The organism is Bacillus sp. cl96 (assembly GCF_900100505.1).
GTDB classification, from domain to species: domain Bacteria; phylum Bacillota; class Bacilli; order Bacillales; family Bacillaceae_G; genus Bacillus_A; species Bacillus_A cereus.
This window is the reverse complement of record NZ_FNDM01000020.1, coordinates 5,396-20,423: the sequence shown is the minus strand read 5'-3', so window position 1 is coordinate 20,423 and position 15,028 is coordinate 5,396. Positions and strand designations below refer to the sequence as shown.

Below are 15,028 nucleotides of genomic sequence, written 5' to 3'. Positions count from 1 at the left end.
TTGTAATTTCATGGTATTGCCCCATACTTTTTTAGTACTTTTCACCCTTGGCAAAGCTAGATATAATTTGCTCCTCTAAAATTTCGAATCATTTTTTCTTTGGTAACTTGACTAAGTGCTTTGTAATATCTTTACATAGAATAGTCACAGCGTTTATGCAGCAGCCTTTAAACAAATTAGTCACTAAACTACTCCTTTCATTCTCGAATCGAGACACGAAAACAACTTAGTTCAGTACACACCGCCATTTTTCTTCCTCTGTCATGCCCAGATTCCAAAATAAAGAGCCACTCATATGAGTGACTCTAAACCTTTCATCGAATGTCTAAAATATCAAAATGTTCTTCAGGTGCCCAACTATTTCTACCAACATCAATCCATCCTTCTTTACGAGCATAAATCATGATAGGCGCTTTTGAAGAAATTCTACCTTTATATGGACCATCAATACCATCGTAATAATTTACTCCCCATCCTTCTGGATACTTTGATACTGCTTTGAAAGGCCAGTAATTATAATGTTCAGCCTTTACCCAACGACTTCTACCTAAATCTAACCAAACATCACCATCTGCTCCCCAGTAGGCACCCCAATATAATACTTCCGCTGCTGTTGTAAAACGTCCTTGAAAAGAGCCGTGTGGTTTATCATGATAGTTAACACCAAACCCTTCTGGATACTTTGATTTGGCAAATCCAATACCCTCTGGTTGCGGCACACCGTTTCCGCCACCTTTGCCCAAGTAGTCTAACGGGTTCACAGCATCACTCTTACTAACATTCCAGCGTCCTTTATGCAATTCAAAATGTAAGTGTTGGCCACTGGCCTGCCCCGTTTCTCCCATTACTCCAATTGTTTGTCCCTGTATAACGTAATCGCCTTCTTTAACCGTTCGAGAACCACTACGCATATGAGCGTATACAGTTTCCCATGTAACTCCATCAATAGTATGCACAATCATAATACATTCACCATAACTGGATGAAAGATAAGAACGACTAACTTGTCCGCTAGCCGCTGCATAAATCGGATGATAACCCGATTCAGCAAGGTCTACCCCATGGTGATCTGGTCTGTCACCCCTAAAACCACTTGTTACTCTTGTTGTATCCGTTGGATAAATAAATTTTGCCATATTAATCTTCCTTTCTATTTTTACAAAATATAAAAAAGGTACTTAAATGAGCACCTTCGTTCACTGTCTATATTTATTATTTTTCTAATATATTATAGTTTTTCAAATCTAAAGATGAACAGAATGAAAAGCTCTCCGCCGTTACCTAACATCAAAATGTTCTTCTTTTAACCACGCACCATTTCCAATATCAAATCAACCATCTTGTCGTGCATAAACCCTATATGGAACAAATCCATCTACATTACCTGTATAATTCCTATTAGGACCATCATATGTGTTAATACCATAAACTACTGGATATTTTGAATAAGCAATGAATCATTGTTCAACTAATTTTACTACCCTTTTATCGAATATCTAAAATATCAAAATGTTCTTCTGGCGCCCAACTATTTCTACCAACATCAATCCATCCTTCTTTACGAGCATAAATCATGACAGGCGCTTTTGAAGAAATTCTACCTTTATATGGACCATCAATACCATCGTAATAATTTACTCCCCATCCTTCTGGATACTTTGATACTGCTTTGAAAGGCCAGTAATTATAATGTTCAGCCTTTACCCAACGACTTCTACCTAAATCTAACCAAACATCACCATCTGCTCCCCAGTAGGCACCCCAATATAATACTTCCGCTGCTGTTGTAAAACGTCCTTGAAAAGAGCCATGTGGTTTATCATGATAGTTAACACCAAATCCCTCTGGATACTTTGATTTGGCAAATCCAATACCCTCTGGTTGCGGCACACCACCACCAGTTCCTCCATCAAAATCTACATATTGTTTAACAATTTCAGAGTAGAAGAAATTCCCCCCGTTTTTATATCGATAACCACCATTGTAGGCAACAGCGATAGGGTTACTATATTTCACCATAGCACCGGTCGTATTTCCAAGTGATGGCGCAACAACCGTTTTAGAATACAGATCTGCCACCGGTAATGAATGCTGTTTATTGTTAGATGCTAACCAGCGAAGGTAAGCTCGTCCAAAATTATATGATTGAACAATGGCACTTAAATCTGTAATTCCATTTTTCTTCGCATCATCAAAAGCACCCTTTAAATGCTTCACTCCGTAATAAATTGAATCTTTCGGGTTTTTAATTGTATTCATTGCCCACCCTTGTGATTCACTGGATTGCATAATATCAGGTGTCGTTTCAGAATTCCCTCCACTTTCCACCATAATAATTCCAAGCACGTAAGGAACTAACTCAGGTACACCTTGTGCAGAACATTCGCTTTCTACCATTGATTGCCAACGTAACACCTGTTGTGGCAAATTCTTTGTTTTGACTGAAGCAGCTAATAAACTCATCATTAAACATCTCCTTATTTTTCTATTATTTTCGCCTGTAAAACTACTACTTTACTAAATATAACTAGAAGCTAAAGACCTATTAATCCATCAAATCACTTCATATTACTCACCTTCTTTCACATCAAAAAGAGCAACCATAAAAATAGTTGCCCTTTCGTCGAAATCTTATATTACTACTATAAATCACTTTTTCAATACTTTCTGTACACTGCATGTATCCTACAAAAAGGTAACACTAAAATCCATCTAAAAACTTGACAATCTTCCTTATTTCAGCATGTTTTCGGCGTATATAGCCTGTACTATAATGTAATTCAAACGCAATTTGCTCTAAAGTCATTCCATCAACATATTTCATTTTAAGTATTTGATGATCCAGTCCTGTAAACTTATTAATCAAAAGCTTTAAATCATACTCCTCATTCATTTTATGAGCTAATTCATATTCAATTGCTTCAATCCGCCCTTCTACCTTAGCCCCTTCCGATTCAGCGGTTAATCGTACATTTTGCAAATCACCGCTAATCCAACGCTTCAATTCGGCTTTTGATTTATCTAAGTTGTATTCTAAATAAGCAATTTCTTCTTCTAACTTCTTATAATCTTTGAGCCATTCGAACACTTACTGATTCACCCACTTCCGTTCTTTTTACAAAGTCTCTTAATACTAATTTAATAGCATGAATATGCTTATTAGCCTTTTCAATCTTTATTGCTTGTAAATCATCTAGCATTTTTTCTTATGACCTATATTTATTTAACACTTCTTGTAATCTCTCACGCTCTTCATCAGTAGACTGCACGGTTTTTCTTTCCTCTTCTAGATTTGTTGATTCATCATCTTTATATAACCAATCGGGTACAATCTCTTTTCTATTTGAATACTTCCTACCTGTCCCGTTATATTTCTTTTTCTTGCTCATTTCGAAACGTCTATCTAGTATAGCCACATCAACTAATGTTTTAACTTCTTGCTCCTTCCAATTCCTCAATATAGCCTTAATGTAGTTCCATCTTGGCGCATTCTCATCAACAGCTTTATTAATTGCATGCTGAATTAACTCCCCACTAAACAAATTACAAAAGCTCCCCAACTCTGCAATTGCAATTTCACTTAACGGAATGCCCATCCCCTTAATAAAGTTACAACTTACTTTAACCCTCTCATTGATGAATACACGAGATTCTAATTTATCCATATCATCATAATCATTATTATTTCGTTTATTAGTATTTAGTCTATTAGTATTTAGTAGTTTCTGATTTTCCTCATATGGCTTTACCACATCTGGGTTTTCCATTTGTGGCATGTCCCTTTGTGGCGTTTCGTAAATTTCCGTATCCCACCTTGCAATTTTTTTCGTATTCCCATCACGAACAGGATAACGTTTTACATAACCTAATTCTTTTAATTCCTTAAAACCTGTACGGAGCGAATCTTCTCCATCCTTAGCATGTCGAGCTAATTCACTAATATGAAAAGTCCAATCGTCTGGTAATGTAAGCGCATAGGCTAAGATTCCTTTCGCTTTCCATGACAACCTTTCATCTTTTAAACCAGTATTATTTATAACGGAATAATTACTATCTTTTTTCACTCGAATAATCCCCATACTAGCCACCTCATAAATTCTCAAAAACGGTATTCAATGTTATACTTATCTAGAGATATTTTTTCTTATAGAATCCGCTGCAACGGATTCTTTTCTTATGCATTCATTCAAAACAATCATGCTATCCATATCTATTTTCTTCTAAACCTCTCTTATTCCTCAAGTTCAACATCCACTTGAATTTCGATATTCATTGGAATTTCTTGTGTTATACGAATCACATTTTGACTCATTCCTTTTTGAATAAGCTTTCTAACCTGCTCTTTTGCATCTTCTTTTGTTTTAAATTCACTGACAGTTGGTAACCCTGCTAAACTGCTAGTAATTACTAAAATCTTTCTTTGCATGTTCTTTCCTCCTACTGAATGTCTGCCATATTTATTTGTGAGTTTTTAACTGTAATTTCTTCATTTAAAACAGTTGGAATTGAATATTCTTCATTAATCATTTGTATTGCTCTATCCAAATGATAACGTTTAATAGCTTTATAACTATTCACACCAAATTCCCGATGTAACTGACTATAAATATCTCTATATAACTTCCTTCTAAGGCCGATATCCTGATAAGAATTTGAATTTTTACCTCCCAATAACATAACACCTAAGCTTTTTACAGCCCTTGTTATCTCTTCACACTCGATAGCATAAAGCGGCGTATTTTCTCGCAAACCCTTCACCTCAGACTTTATCTCTTGTATCTGCTGAGTATGTCCTTCTAACGCAGCAAATGTTAACTTTAAAACCCCCATTGGGTCCTTTGGCACATTTTGTTGATTTTGTATATATTGCTTCATTCGTTTGAACTCTTTCATAAATTTAATTTTCATTCCAACCGCTTCTCTACTGGTATATCCCATAACAAGTAACGTGAATGCTTCTTCTGTTAAATCATATTTAGGGATTCGCCTATTCTTTGAATTAAAATAAGTGGACTCGTGAAAATTTTCTCCTCCAAACTCTTCACCTACATATACAATTTGTTTTCGAACTTCCTTCAAAACGTCGAAGTGATTTTTTTTGAATATCTTCGCAATTACCAAACTATCCGTTACTACTTTGCCATTAACTTCAAATACTAATGAACTATGTACTGATGAGTCAATTAATTGCCCCATCCTCATCTCCTCCTCACTACTAATTTTGGACTATCTTTATTGCATTGAGATAATTTCGCACTACGCATAATTCTTTACTTTCTTTTTACAAATTAACTAGTTATCAGAATTTAAATTAAATACTTTGATATGAACCCTCTTACTAAATCATCATTCAATAATTCGATTATAGGGTTACATTTTAAGTAAATTTCCTCCGATTTCAATTCGCTTCATTTTCTTCAAATTCAAAAAGATATTCCAAACTATGTTCTGGAAAAAAAGTTTTCTTAATTTCAAAAGCTTCATCATAATAAAAACGAAATTTACCATTTATTTTGTCGCTCACTGTTGCGTGGCGAAGTTTCAGATGCGAAGAAATTTGTGTAATCATAATTCTTTTTCTCGCCATCTCTGCACGCAAATTCGGATACATTTACTCACCACCTGTTTTTTGTACGATATTGCGTTCATTTCCATTTAAATATAAACTCAATTTCGTATTTAGTCAACAAAAAAACGTATTTAAATACTCAATTTCGTATGCTTTTCTATTTACTAACAATTTTAGTTAGGTTATGATATATACAGAAATACGCAATATCGTATACATTTTAATAAGAAAGATGGTGAAAGTAATGAAAAAAGCAGAGGTTGTAACACGCTTAATAAAAGAAGCTGGCTATAGTAAAAGAGCCTTCGCCGAAAAAATAGGTCTCCCCCCCACAACACTGCAATCCATGTTATCAAGAGGGATTGGTAAAGCATCTGTTGATAATGTCATAAAAGTTTGTAAGGGATTAGGAATCACTACTGATGATTTAGAAAGACTCGCAACTCAAGAGGACAATACTGTTAAAGAAGAAGTTTCTATTTATGAAACCATCCAAAACGATCAATCAAACATTATTTACATTCCTATCATTGGTTCTGTAGCAGCCGGTACACCCATACTCGCTGAAGAAAATATCGAAGGCTATTTACCCATGCTAAGTACATTTTTAAACAAGCGTAAAAAGTATTTTTATCTTACTGTAAAAGGCACTAGCATGAATCTCGAATTCCCTGATGGTTCTTATGTTTTAGTAGAGGAAACTCCTTATGTTGAAAACGGACAAATTGCTGTTGTAAAAGTCAATGGTTATGATGCTACCGTGAAAAAGATTTCAAAATCCGGAAGCATCATTACTTTAATACCATTGAGTAATGACCCTATCCACGAACCAAAAACTTACGACCTTTCAGCTGAAGATGTAAAAATAATTGGTCGCGTTGTACAGGCAGTAAAGAATTATTAAGTTTTAGCACAAGTGATTAAAAAAGATAAAATCAATTCTTTTGAAAAGATTTTCTTAGTAACATGATTCAAAATAACCAAAAACAATCCATTATCTAGTAGTTAACATATCCAATAACTTCACTAAAAAAGCCCTGATACCGTAGTATCAAGGCTTTTTCATTTCACAAATTATATAAAACTTACATTTATCTGATAATGTTTTTCTATGATATCACTACTTGTTATTAATTATTGGCTTTTATGTGGCTGTTTTTCATTTTGCAACCACATAAAATTGTAATAATAGGGAATTAAAAAACCCTTGATACGAGTTGTATCAAGGGTTCAAGCCTCTTAGTAAAGAGACATATATTGATCGCGTTCCCATTGGTGAACTTGTGTTCTAAAAATATCCCACTCAATCTCTTTCGCTTCGATGAAGTGCTCAAGTAAGTGTTCTCCTAGTGCACCGCATACTACTTCATTAGATTGTAATGTAACTAATGCTTGCGCTAATGTTGCTGGTAAGTCAACGATACCTGCTTCTTCGCGCTCTTCTTTTGTCATTACATAGATGTTACGATCTACTGCTGCTGGTGGAGTTAATTTGTTTTTAATTCCATCAAGACCTGCAGCTAATAATGTAGCCATTACTAAATATGGGTTTGCAGCTGGGTCAACACTACGTACTTCTACGCGTGTACTAATACCACGAGATGCAGGGATACGTACTAACGGGCTACGGTTTTGTGCAGACCATGCTACGTAACAAGGTGCTTCATATCCAGGTACTAGACGTTTGTATGAGTTTACAGTTGGGTTTGCTATCGCTGTAAATGCTGGTGCATGTTTTAAAATACCTGCGATGAAGTGACGAGCATCATCACTTAATTGTAAGTCACCGTTTGCATCAAAGAATACGTTCTCACCATTTTTAAATAATGATAAGTTACAGTGCATACCTGAACCGTTCACACCGTATAGTGGTTTTGGCATAAACGTTGCGTGTAAACCATGTTTACGAGCAATTGTTTTTACAACAAGTTTGAATGTTTGAATGTCATCACATGAGCGAATTGCATTTGCATATTTAAAGTCAATTTCGTGCTGTCCTGGAGCAACCTCATGGTGAGATGCTTCAATTTCAAAACCCATTTCTTCAAGTTCAAGAACGATATCACGACGACAGTTTTCCCCTAGATCCATCGGCGCAAGGTCGAAGTATCCACCGTTATCGTTTAGTTCTAATGTTGGATTTCCTTTTTCATCCACCTTAAATAGGAAGAATTCTGGCTCTGGTCCAAGATTGAAGTCTGAAAATCCTAAAGCTTCCATTTCTTTTAACACACGTTTTAAGTTGTTACGTGGGTCTCCATCAAATGGAGTGCCATCTGCATTGTAAATATCACAGATTAGTCGAGCTACTTTACCTTTTTCAGCTGTCCAAGGGAAAATTACCCAAGTGTCTAAATCAGGATATAAATACATATCAGACTCTTCAATACGTACGAAACCTTCAATCGAAGATCCATCAAACATCATTTTGTTATCAAGAGCTTTCGTTAATTGTCTCACTGGAATCTCTACGTTTTTAATTACCCCTAAAAGGTCCGTAAATTGTAAACGGATATACTTTACATTCTCTTCTTTCGCCAAACGGAAAATATCTTCTTTTGTGTATCTAGACATTATAAATTCCTCCTTAGTCCCTCTAATCGCCTTCAGAATCAGTTATCTTTAGTGAAAAAATCTTGAAATGTCACCTTGTCGCAATGAAGTTCGATTGAATCTACCTGTATGTTGTAGTTCATCTCGAAGTATTTTGCGAAGCTCAGTTTTTGAAATTTCTTTCGTTTCTTCTTTTACTTTCACTGCTTCTGTTTGATTTTCTTTCATTAGTAACACTTGTTTAATACCAGCCATATTCAGGCCTTGATCTAACAAATCTTTAATTTCTAACAACTTATCTACATCGTTAAATGAAAACAATCTACGATTCCCCTTTGTACGGGTTGGAGAAACAAGATTATGCTCTTCATAGTAGCGAATTTGACGTGCAGACAATTGTGTTAAATCCATAACAATACCAATTGGAAACAGCGGGGCAGAACGTCTATCTTCTTTCATTTTTCAGTTCCTCCTTCGCCTTAACTGCTTCTCATTTTATAACATGTTATGTTTAGTGTCAATAGATGTTAGCTTTTCTTACATGATTTTTTTATAAATTTTTTCATTCTTTTTTCTAATCGCATAAATCGTTACTTTTATACGAAAAAAGCTGCCGATATCGACAGCTCCCCATTAAGAAATTGTTAATAAATTCTTTTCAATCAATTCGTCAATTGCAGAACAAATCGCAATTTTAACATGCGAATACGTTAAGCCACCTTGCACATATGCAACATACGGTGGTCTAATTGGACCATCAGCAGACAATTCAATACTTGCACCTTGAATAAATGTTCCCGCCGCCATGATTACATCATCTTCATAACCTGGCATATAGTTTGCATACGGAGTAAAATGCGAATTAATTGGAGATGCATATTGAATCGCTTGGCAGAAGGCAATCATACGGTCTTTATCATCAAATTGAACAGATTGAATTAAGTCTGTTCTTGGCGCATTCCACGCTGGTGACGTGTTCATTCCTAACTTTTCTAAAAACGCAGCTGTAAAAATTGCACCTTTCAGCGCTTGTCCTGCAACATGTGGCGCTAAGAAGAACCCTTGATACATTTCTTGCAGACTGTATAAAGACGCTCCAGCTTCCGCACCAATTCCCGGAGATGTTAAACGATATGCACACGCTTCAACATACTGTTCTTTCCCGACAATATAACCGCCAGTTTTAACAATTCCGCCGCCCGGGTTTTTAATAAGCGAACCCGCCATTAAATCTGCACCAACATGACATGGCTCTTGCTCTTCAATAAACTCACCATAACAGTTATCTACAAACACAACAACATCAGGTTTAATTTCTTTAACAAACGCGATCATCTCTTTAATTTGAGAAATAGTAAACGATGGACGAGTAGCATAACCTTTCGAACGCTGAATACCGATCATTTTCGTATTACTATGAATCGCTGCTGCAACAGCTTCAAAATCAACAAGCCCACCTTCAGTTAGCGGAACTGCATTGTAACCAATATTATATTCTTTAAATGAACCTACACCTTTCCCACGCACGCCAACGATTTCCTCTAACGTATCATACGGTTTTCCAGTGATGTACAATAACTCATCTCCTGGACGTAAAATACCGAATAACGCTGTAGAAATAGCGTGAGTACCTGAAATAATTTGCGGACGAACAAGTCCAGCTTCCGCTCCAAACACATCAGCATACACTTTTTCTAACGTATCACGGCCAATATCATCATAACCATAACCTGTCGTCGGGATAAAATGCGAGTCACTAATTTTATGTTTACGAAAACTTTCTAATACACGAAACTGATTACTTTCAATTACTTCATCCGCACGTTTATGTACTTCTGTAATCTGACTCTCTACTTCTTTTACGATTGGAGCAATTTTTTCTCCATTTTTCAAACGATCAAACATTTTTATTTTCTCCTTCTTCCACTAAAAATCTCTTTAATTGCACATTAAGCGATGAATGAGTAAAAATATACCCTGCACAATCATATACAAATTTATCTTCCAGAAACTCCATCTTTGCTAATAGCGTTTCCGTCTTTAAAAGCGTTAATAACTTACCTTCACTCGGAGGGATTTCTACTCGATAACGATCCATTTCTTTCTTCATTTTCATTTCTATCGCTTCTTTTATACGCAATACATCACTTTCTTCAAAAGCACTAGTCATTAAGAAATCACTTTTCGGAAACGGAATAAAGTTTTGATGTAATTCATCTTTTTTATTATATAACGTAATAATAGGAATATGATTAATTTCAAGTTCTGATAATAATCGTTTTACTGTTTTTTCATGCCCTATGTAGTTAGGATCCGCAGAATCAACTACATGTAAAATGACATCTGCTTCCCCCGCTTCTTCCAGTGTCGAACGAAAAGCAGCGATTAATGAAGTGGGTAAATCTTGTATAAAACCAACAGTATCGGTTAGTAATACTGTATAACCAGAAGGTAACGGCATCTTCCTCGTCGTTGGGTCTAATGTTGCAAACAGAAGGTTTTCTTCAAACGTATCAGCTTCCGTTAATCTATTAAACAGTGTCGATTTCCCTGCATTTGTATACCCTATTAACGAAACTTGAAATACTTTATTATCTTTTCTTCTCTCACGATATCTTTTTCGATGTTCCACAACAACTGCAAGTTGTTTCTTTATTTCATCAATACGGGATCGAATATGACGACGATCCGTCTCTAATTTCGTCTCACCCGGTCCTCTCGTTCCAATACCACCACCAAGACGCGATAAGGACAATCCTTGCCCCATAAGACGCGGCATTGTATATTGCAACTGAGCTAATTCTACTTGAAGCTTACCTTCCCTCGACTTCGCACGTTGCGCAAAAATATCCAGTATTAGTTGCGTTCGATCAATTACTCTCGCATCTAATACTGAGGATAAATTCCGAATTTGACTCGGCGTTAATTCATTATTAAATACAATAACATCCGGCTCTAATTCTTCAGTTAACATTGTAAGCTCTTCTAATTTCCCTTTACCTATGTAAGTTGCCGGATGAAACTTTGGTCGTTTTTGCGTTGTTGACACTAACAATTCTGCTCGTGCAGTCTTCGCTAGTGATGCAAGCTCTTTCATGGAATGCATAAATTTTTCATCATCATCTTGTGGCAATTGACAGCCTACTAATATGACTTTTTCTTTTTCTTCCATCAAATATGTTCACTCATCCTTTTCGAAATTTAAACCTTCTAATATAATAGCAGAGGAAGCACATTTCATCTAGTTAGCGGGGGAGAAAATTCATGGCATGGGAGATTTTTAGCATCATAGGCACAATCGCTTTCGCACTAAGCGGAGCCATTGTTGCAATGGAAGAGGATTATGATATTTTCGGGGTGTATATTTTAGGAATGGCAACCGCATTTGGGGGAGGTGCCCTTCGTAATTTATTAATCGGTTATCCGATTGTCGCGTTTTGGCAACAAGACATGTTATTCCAAATCGCACTTTTATCAATGACTATTATTTTTCTTTTTCCAAATAAGTTAATTAGACATTGGAAAAAGTGGGAAAATATCACTGACGCTATCGGCTTATCAGCATTTGCTGTACAAGGAGCATTATATGCCCAAAAATTAAATTTACCAATTAGCGCCACAATTGTAGCAGCTGTTTTAACTGGTATCGGCGGCGGTATCATTCGCGATCTTTTAGCCCGCAGAAAACCTCTCGTTCTTCGAGCTGAAGTATATGCCTTTTGGACAATTTTAGCAGGTTTCTTAATTGGCGCTCAAATTATTGTTAGCGATTGGGCTCTTTACATTTTATTCATTTTAATTGTTTGCTTCCGCATGGTTTCTATTCATTACAAATGGCATTTACCGCACAGACGTATCGAAACGAAAGAACGTTCAATGCATAAATAGCAATCTAACCTCTTTACATATCGTAAAGAGGTTTTTCTTTTCTAACGATTTTTTCTTTATATAATGTTTATACTAATTTTTAAAGTGAGGTGAATACACATGACAAACCACGTTAATAAAGGAGCTCAAAAAAGCTCAGTAAATCAATTCGGGCACGATCCTAATTCAGCACACGAAAAGAGCGCTAAAATGGAACACTTCCATAAAGCACACCAAGAAAAAGCAAAAAAAGAGTAAACGAACTTATACACAAAATCGACGCACAGTTTATGTACTGTGCGTCTCCTCTTCGAGCATCAAATCCATACTCGATATTCCAATTAAATCATTTTTATCATAGGCATCTTCTTGCAACAACCGCATCGCCTGTGTACGAATTGATTTTTCAACAATATTCCGTACATACCGCCCATTACTAAACGATGTAATTTGCGACGAATACTTTACAGCATGTAAATGATCCCTAAATTTCCATTCAGCCTCTTTCGATAACTGATATTCACGCTCTTCATACATTCTTTTCCCAATTTCCAACAACTGATTTACCGAGTAATCCGCAAATTCAATAATAAATGGAAAACGAGATTGCAGCCCTGGATTTAATGAAAGAAAGTGATTCATCTCTCTTGAATATCCAGCTAAAATCAATACAAAACCATGTTGTTTATCTTCCATATGTTTTACAAGCGTATCAATTGCTTCTTTTCCAAAGTCCTTCTCTCCTCCTCGAGCTAAAGAATACGCCTCATCAATAAACAAAATACCTCCCATTGCTTTTTTTATTAAGTCTCTTGTTTTTTGGGCTGTATGGCCGATGTACTCTCCTACAAGATCAGCACGTTCAGCTTCAACCAAGTGGCCTTTCGATAGAATATTCATCTCAAACAGCAATTTTCCTATCATTCTAGCAACTGTTGTCTTCCCTGTACCTGGATTCCCTTTAAACAGCATATGAAGTACTTGCTTCTCTGACTTCAATCCCTTCTCTTGTCTTTTTTTATTCACATAAATCCAAGCATATATTTCTTTTATTATCTTTTTTATATCATCCATCCCAACAAGCTTCCCCATCTCTTCTTCAATTCTCTGCAGCATTTCATGTTTAATTGTAGTTTCATTTGAAATTACCGTTTTATTTTCTGCGGCTGGCAAAGAAATTTTCTTTCGATGGTTTAACACAATATTAATTTGATTATTGTTCTTCTTTCGCATCGATTGTTCCATACAATCACCTCATTTTATCCACTCACCAAATATTATTATTCCTGTCCCCCTTGTAAATGCCTATTTTCAGAAAAGTTTGCTATAATATAAGAAATAATTAAGGTGGTGGGACTATGGAGACAACGGAATTCCATGATACAATACAAGCCTTTTCTATTTTTTTATTGAATAAAGGCCGAAAACCCTCAACTATTAAACGTTATGTTTATGACGTTGAAGACTTCGGACATTGGTTAGAAAAAAACAAAAAGCTCCCTTCCAGTAATATATGGGCTACACTTTGTACAAAAGACTACGAAGATTACTTTTCCGATTTAAAAACGAATCGACATTACTCAGAAAAAACGATGCATCGTGTATTTATTGTACTAAATAGAATGCATCATTTTCTAAACATTCCTAATCCATTGAAAAATATGGAGATATCTATTCAACCAGACCGTACACTTCGTAACGAAGATTTCATTTCACCTGATGAAGAAAAAAGGTTAAAGTATATAGTCACTTCATTAGAAGGACTTTCAGAAAAACAACTTCCTGTGCGCCCCTTATTAATGGATCGCAATATTGCTATTTTAAATCTATTGATTGACTACGGTTTATCCTTACAGGAACTTACAGCATTAACAATGCATCACGTTCACTTTGAAACTAACACATTATCAATCCCAGCAACCGCAGGTGTAGAAAGAACAATTACATTAGCAAAAGAAGACAAAAAACAACTATATAATTATTACAAAAGCATCCCGGAACCAGTTCGTCCCAAATACCATAGTGATGATCCATTATTTGTCGCATTCGATTTTAACCGTGGAACATACAGATGGGTATATGAAAATGATGCACCAAAGGCATTAACGGAAATTGCTATACAAAAAATGATTCGCCTCGAAGTGGCTAGAGCCAATTTACGTAAAGGAATTTCAGGACAACATTTTCGTAACACCTATATTTTAAACTTAATAAAAAAAGAAACTCCTGAATCAGAAATTATAAAACTCGCTGGATTCAAATCAAAAATTTCATTAAAGCGATATTATCAATACGCAGAAAATAGAAAAAACGCCTTATTGTAAGGCGTTTTTTCTATTTTTTCTTTAAACAAACGATTTTACTATGACCATTTAACTAATTTCTGCATCTACTATGATGAGTTTCGTTCACATTTTCGTGAGAAAGGAGAGATTTAATGTCTCGTTATAACGACAATCAAAACAAATTCTCCAAACCATGCTTTCCAAGTAGCGCTGGACGAATACCAAATACTCCATCAATCCCAATTACTAAAGCTCAACTTAGAACATTTCGTGCGATTATTATTGATTTAACAAAAATAATCCCAACACTTTTTGCAAATCCATCTCCCCAAAATATTGAAGATCTAATCGATACATTGAACCTACTAAGTAAATTTATTTGTTCACTAGACGCTACTTCCTCCCTGAAAGCACAAGGGTTAGCTATTATTAAAAACTTAATAACTATATTAAGAAATCCAACCTTTGTAGCAAGCGCTGTATTTATTGAGCTTCAAAATCTCATTAACTATTTACTATACATTACAAAATTATTCCGAATTGACCCTTGCACACTTCAAGAGCTCCTTAAATTAATAGCAGCATTACAAACTGCTCTAGTTAATTCTGCTTCGTTTATTCAAGGGCCTACCGGACCTACTGGACCAGCAGGCGCTACTGGTGCCACTGGACCTCAAGGTAACACGGGTGCTACTGGCGCTACCGGTGCCACTGGACCTCGAGGTAACACGGGCGCTACCGGCGCTACTGGACC

18 protein-coding genes are annotated in these 15,028 nt (G+C 35.8%); 5 read left to right on the top strand and 13 right to left on the bottom strand.

Translation table 11 applies throughout. The features are described 5' to 3' along the window. Positions 1 to 314 precede the first annotated feature (314 nt). The 8 genes from BLT20_RS27295 to BLT20_RS27265 all read right to left on the bottom strand — a co-directional run bounded on the left by BLT20_RS27295 (position 315) and on the right by BLT20_RS27265 (position 5,611). Entirely contained in the window at positions 315 to 1,136 is an 822-nt protein-coding gene (locus BLT20_RS27295; RefSeq protein ID WP_001051360.1) for a M23 family metallopeptidase, read from the bottom strand. A gap of 349 nt (positions 1,137 to 1,485) precedes the next feature. After that, a complete protein-coding gene (locus BLT20_RS27290; protein ID WP_025921790.1) occupies positions 1,486 to 2,463 on the bottom strand; it encodes a lysozyme family protein in 978 nt (325 codons plus the stop codon). A gap of 238 nt (positions 2,464 to 2,701) precedes the next feature. Beyond that, complete coding sequence (locus BLT20_RS27285; protein WP_000464425.1) at positions 2,702 to 3,088, bottom strand: DUF1492 domain-containing protein; 387 nt, start codon at positions 3,086 to 3,088, stop codon at positions 2,702 to 2,704. Then, entirely contained in the window at positions 3,063 to 3,200 is a 138-nt protein-coding gene (locus tag BLT20_RS30840) for a hypothetical protein (protein WP_000883316.1), read from the bottom strand. Before BLT20_RS30840 ends, BLT20_RS27285 begins: the two co-directional genes overlap by 26 nt. A gap of 6 nt (positions 3,201 to 3,206) precedes the next feature. After that, a complete protein-coding gene (locus BLT20_RS27280; protein WP_000511413.1) occupies positions 3,207 to 4,079 on the bottom strand; it encodes a DnaD domain protein in 873 nt (290 codons plus the stop codon). 152 nt (positions 4,080 to 4,231) lie between these two features. Further along, positions 4,232 to 4,426, bottom strand: coding sequence for a hypothetical protein (locus BLT20_RS27275; protein ID WP_001189065.1), 195 nt, complete (start codon positions 4,424 to 4,426; stop codon positions 4,232 to 4,234). 11 nt (positions 4,427 to 4,437) lie between these two features. Then, complete coding sequence (locus BLT20_RS27270; protein WP_000531225.1) at positions 4,438 to 5,196, bottom strand: ORF6C domain-containing protein; 759 nt, start codon at positions 5,194 to 5,196, stop codon at positions 4,438 to 4,440. Positions 5,197 to 5,398: 202 nt separating this feature from the next. Then, a complete protein-coding gene (locus BLT20_RS27265; protein ID WP_000283431.1) occupies positions 5,399 to 5,611 on the bottom strand; it encodes a hypothetical protein in 213 nt (70 codons plus the stop codon). 202 nt (positions 5,612 to 5,813) lie between these two features. On the opposite strand from BLT20_RS27265, the gene BLT20_RS27260 reads away from it, so the two are divergent. Further along, positions 5,814 to 6,473, top strand: a complete 660-nt coding sequence (locus tag BLT20_RS27260; protein ID WP_011110319.1) for a LexA family protein — start codon at positions 5,814 to 5,816, stop codon at positions 6,471 to 6,473. 335 nt (positions 6,474 to 6,808) lie between these two features. On the opposite strand, the gene glnA is transcribed toward BLT20_RS27260, so the two are convergent. The 4 genes from glnA to hflX form a co-directional block, all read right to left on the bottom strand. Continuing rightward, the gene (gene glnA, locus BLT20_RS27255) at positions 6,809 to 8,143 is read right to left on the bottom strand and encodes a type I glutamate--ammonia ligase (RefSeq protein ID WP_000092763.1); all 1,335 of its coding nucleotides are present in this window, start codon (positions 8,141 to 8,143) and stop codon (positions 6,809 to 6,811) included. 48 nt (positions 8,144 to 8,191) lie between these two features. After that, on the bottom strand, positions 8,192 to 8,581 hold the full coding sequence (gene glnR / locus BLT20_RS27250) for a transcriptional repressor GlnR (protein WP_000656783.1): 390 nt from the start codon (positions 8,579 to 8,581) through the stop codon (positions 8,192 to 8,194). A 174-nt stretch (positions 8,582 to 8,755) separates the two neighbouring features. Continuing rightward, positions 8,756 to 10,027, bottom strand: a complete 1,272-nt coding sequence (locus BLT20_RS27245) for a methionine gamma-lyase family protein (RefSeq protein WP_000460302.1) — start codon at positions 10,025 to 10,027, stop codon at positions 8,756 to 8,758. Next, positions 10,020 to 11,294, bottom strand: a complete 1,275-nt coding sequence (gene hflX / locus BLT20_RS27240; RefSeq protein ID WP_000391393.1) for a GTPase HflX — start codon at positions 11,292 to 11,294, stop codon at positions 10,020 to 10,022. The genes BLT20_RS27245 and hflX overlap by 8 nt, the downstream gene beginning before the upstream one ends. Before the next feature lie 92 nt (positions 11,295 to 11,386). Between hflX and BLT20_RS27235 the strand changes: the two genes are divergently transcribed. Together BLT20_RS27235 and BLT20_RS30680 are read left to right on the top strand one after the other, a co-directional pair. After that, a complete protein-coding gene (locus BLT20_RS27235; RefSeq protein WP_000312267.1) occupies positions 11,387 to 12,010 on the top strand; it encodes a trimeric intracellular cation channel family protein in 624 nt (207 codons plus the stop codon). A 99-nt stretch (positions 12,011 to 12,109) separates the two neighbouring features. Continuing rightward, positions 12,110 to 12,247, top strand: a complete 138-nt coding sequence (locus BLT20_RS30680) for a hypothetical protein (RefSeq protein ID WP_000181500.1) — start codon at positions 12,110 to 12,112, stop codon at positions 12,245 to 12,247. A gap of 30 nt (positions 12,248 to 12,277) precedes the next feature. Here the strand turns inward: BLT20_RS30680 and spoVK are convergent, their stop codons facing one another. Then, on the bottom strand, positions 12,278 to 13,234 hold the full coding sequence (spoVK, locus tag BLT20_RS27230) for a stage V sporulation protein K (protein WP_000438178.1): 957 nt from the start codon (positions 13,232 to 13,234) through the stop codon (positions 12,278 to 12,280). A 113-nt stretch (positions 13,235 to 13,347) separates the two neighbouring features. Here spoVK and BLT20_RS27225 point away from each other — a divergent pair, with 113 nt between their 5' ends. Together BLT20_RS27225 and BLT20_RS27220 are read left to right on the top strand one after the other, a co-directional pair. Then, positions 13,348 to 14,313: a tyrosine-type recombinase/integrase gene (locus BLT20_RS27225; RefSeq protein WP_000450326.1), complete on the top strand. Its 966-nt coding sequence runs from the start codon at positions 13,348 to 13,350 to the stop codon at positions 14,311 to 14,313. Between the two features lie 113 nt (positions 14,314 to 14,426). Continuing rightward, on the top strand, positions 14,427 to 15,028 hold a 602-nt coding region (locus BLT20_RS27220; protein ID WP_141770364.1), incomplete at its 3' end, for a collagen-like protein.

Excerpts from the sequence above, each read along its gene's own strand:
- BLT20_RS27225 (WP_000450326.1), top strand. The coding sequence starts at position 13,348 with ATGGAGACAACGGAATTCCATGATACAATACAAGCCTTTTCTATTTTT.
- BLT20_RS27260 (WP_011110319.1), top strand. The coding sequence starts at position 5,814 with ATGAAAAAAGCAGAGGTTGTAACACGCTTAATAAAAGAAGCTGGCTAT.
- BLT20_RS27265 (WP_000283431.1), bottom strand. The coding sequence starts at position 5,611 with ATGTATCCGAATTTGCGTGCAGAGATGGCGAGAAAAAGAATTATGATT.
- glnR (WP_000656783.1), bottom strand. The coding sequence starts at position 8,581 with ATGAAAGAAGATAGACGTTCTGCCCCGCTGTTTCCAATTGGTATTGTT.
- spoVK (WP_000438178.1), bottom strand. The coding sequence starts at position 13,234 with ATGGAACAATCGATGCGAAAGAAGAACAATAATCAAATTAATATTGTG.
- hflX (WP_000391393.1), bottom strand. The coding sequence starts at position 11,294 with ATGGAAGAAAAAGAAAAAGTCATATTAGTAGGCTGTCAATTGCCACAA.
- BLT20_RS30680 (WP_000181500.1), top strand. The coding sequence starts at position 12,110 with ATGACAAACCACGTTAATAAAGGAGCTCAAAAAAGCTCAGTAAATCAA.
- BLT20_RS27295 (WP_001051360.1), bottom strand. The coding sequence starts at position 1,136 with ATGGCAAAATTTATTTATCCAACGGATACAACAAGAGTAACAAGTGGT.
- BLT20_RS27245 (WP_000460302.1), bottom strand. The coding sequence starts at position 10,027 with ATGTTTGATCGTTTGAAAAATGGAGAAAAAATTGCTCCAATCGTAAAA.
- BLT20_RS27280 (WP_000511413.1), bottom strand. The coding sequence starts at position 4,079 with ATGGGGATTATTCGAGTGAAAAAAGATAGTAATTATTCCGTTATAAAT.
- BLT20_RS27290 (WP_025921790.1), bottom strand. The coding sequence starts at position 2,463 with ATGAGTTTATTAGCTGCTTCAGTCAAAACAAAGAATTTGCCACAACAG.
- BLT20_RS30840 (WP_000883316.1), bottom strand. The coding sequence starts at position 3,200 with ATGCTAGATGATTTACAAGCAATAAAGATTGAAAAGGCTAATAAGCAT.
- BLT20_RS27270 (WP_000531225.1), bottom strand. The coding sequence starts at position 5,196 with ATGGGGCAATTAATTGACTCATCAGTACATAGTTCATTAGTATTTGAA.
- BLT20_RS27235 (WP_000312267.1), top strand. The coding sequence starts at position 11,387 with ATGGCATGGGAGATTTTTAGCATCATAGGCACAATCGCTTTCGCACTA.
- glnA (WP_000092763.1), bottom strand. The coding sequence starts at position 8,143 with ATGTCTAGATACACAAAAGAAGATATTTTCCGTTTGGCGAAAGAAGAG.
- BLT20_RS27275 (WP_001189065.1), bottom strand. The coding sequence starts at position 4,426 with ATGCAAAGAAAGATTTTAGTAATTACTAGCAGTTTAGCAGGGTTACCA.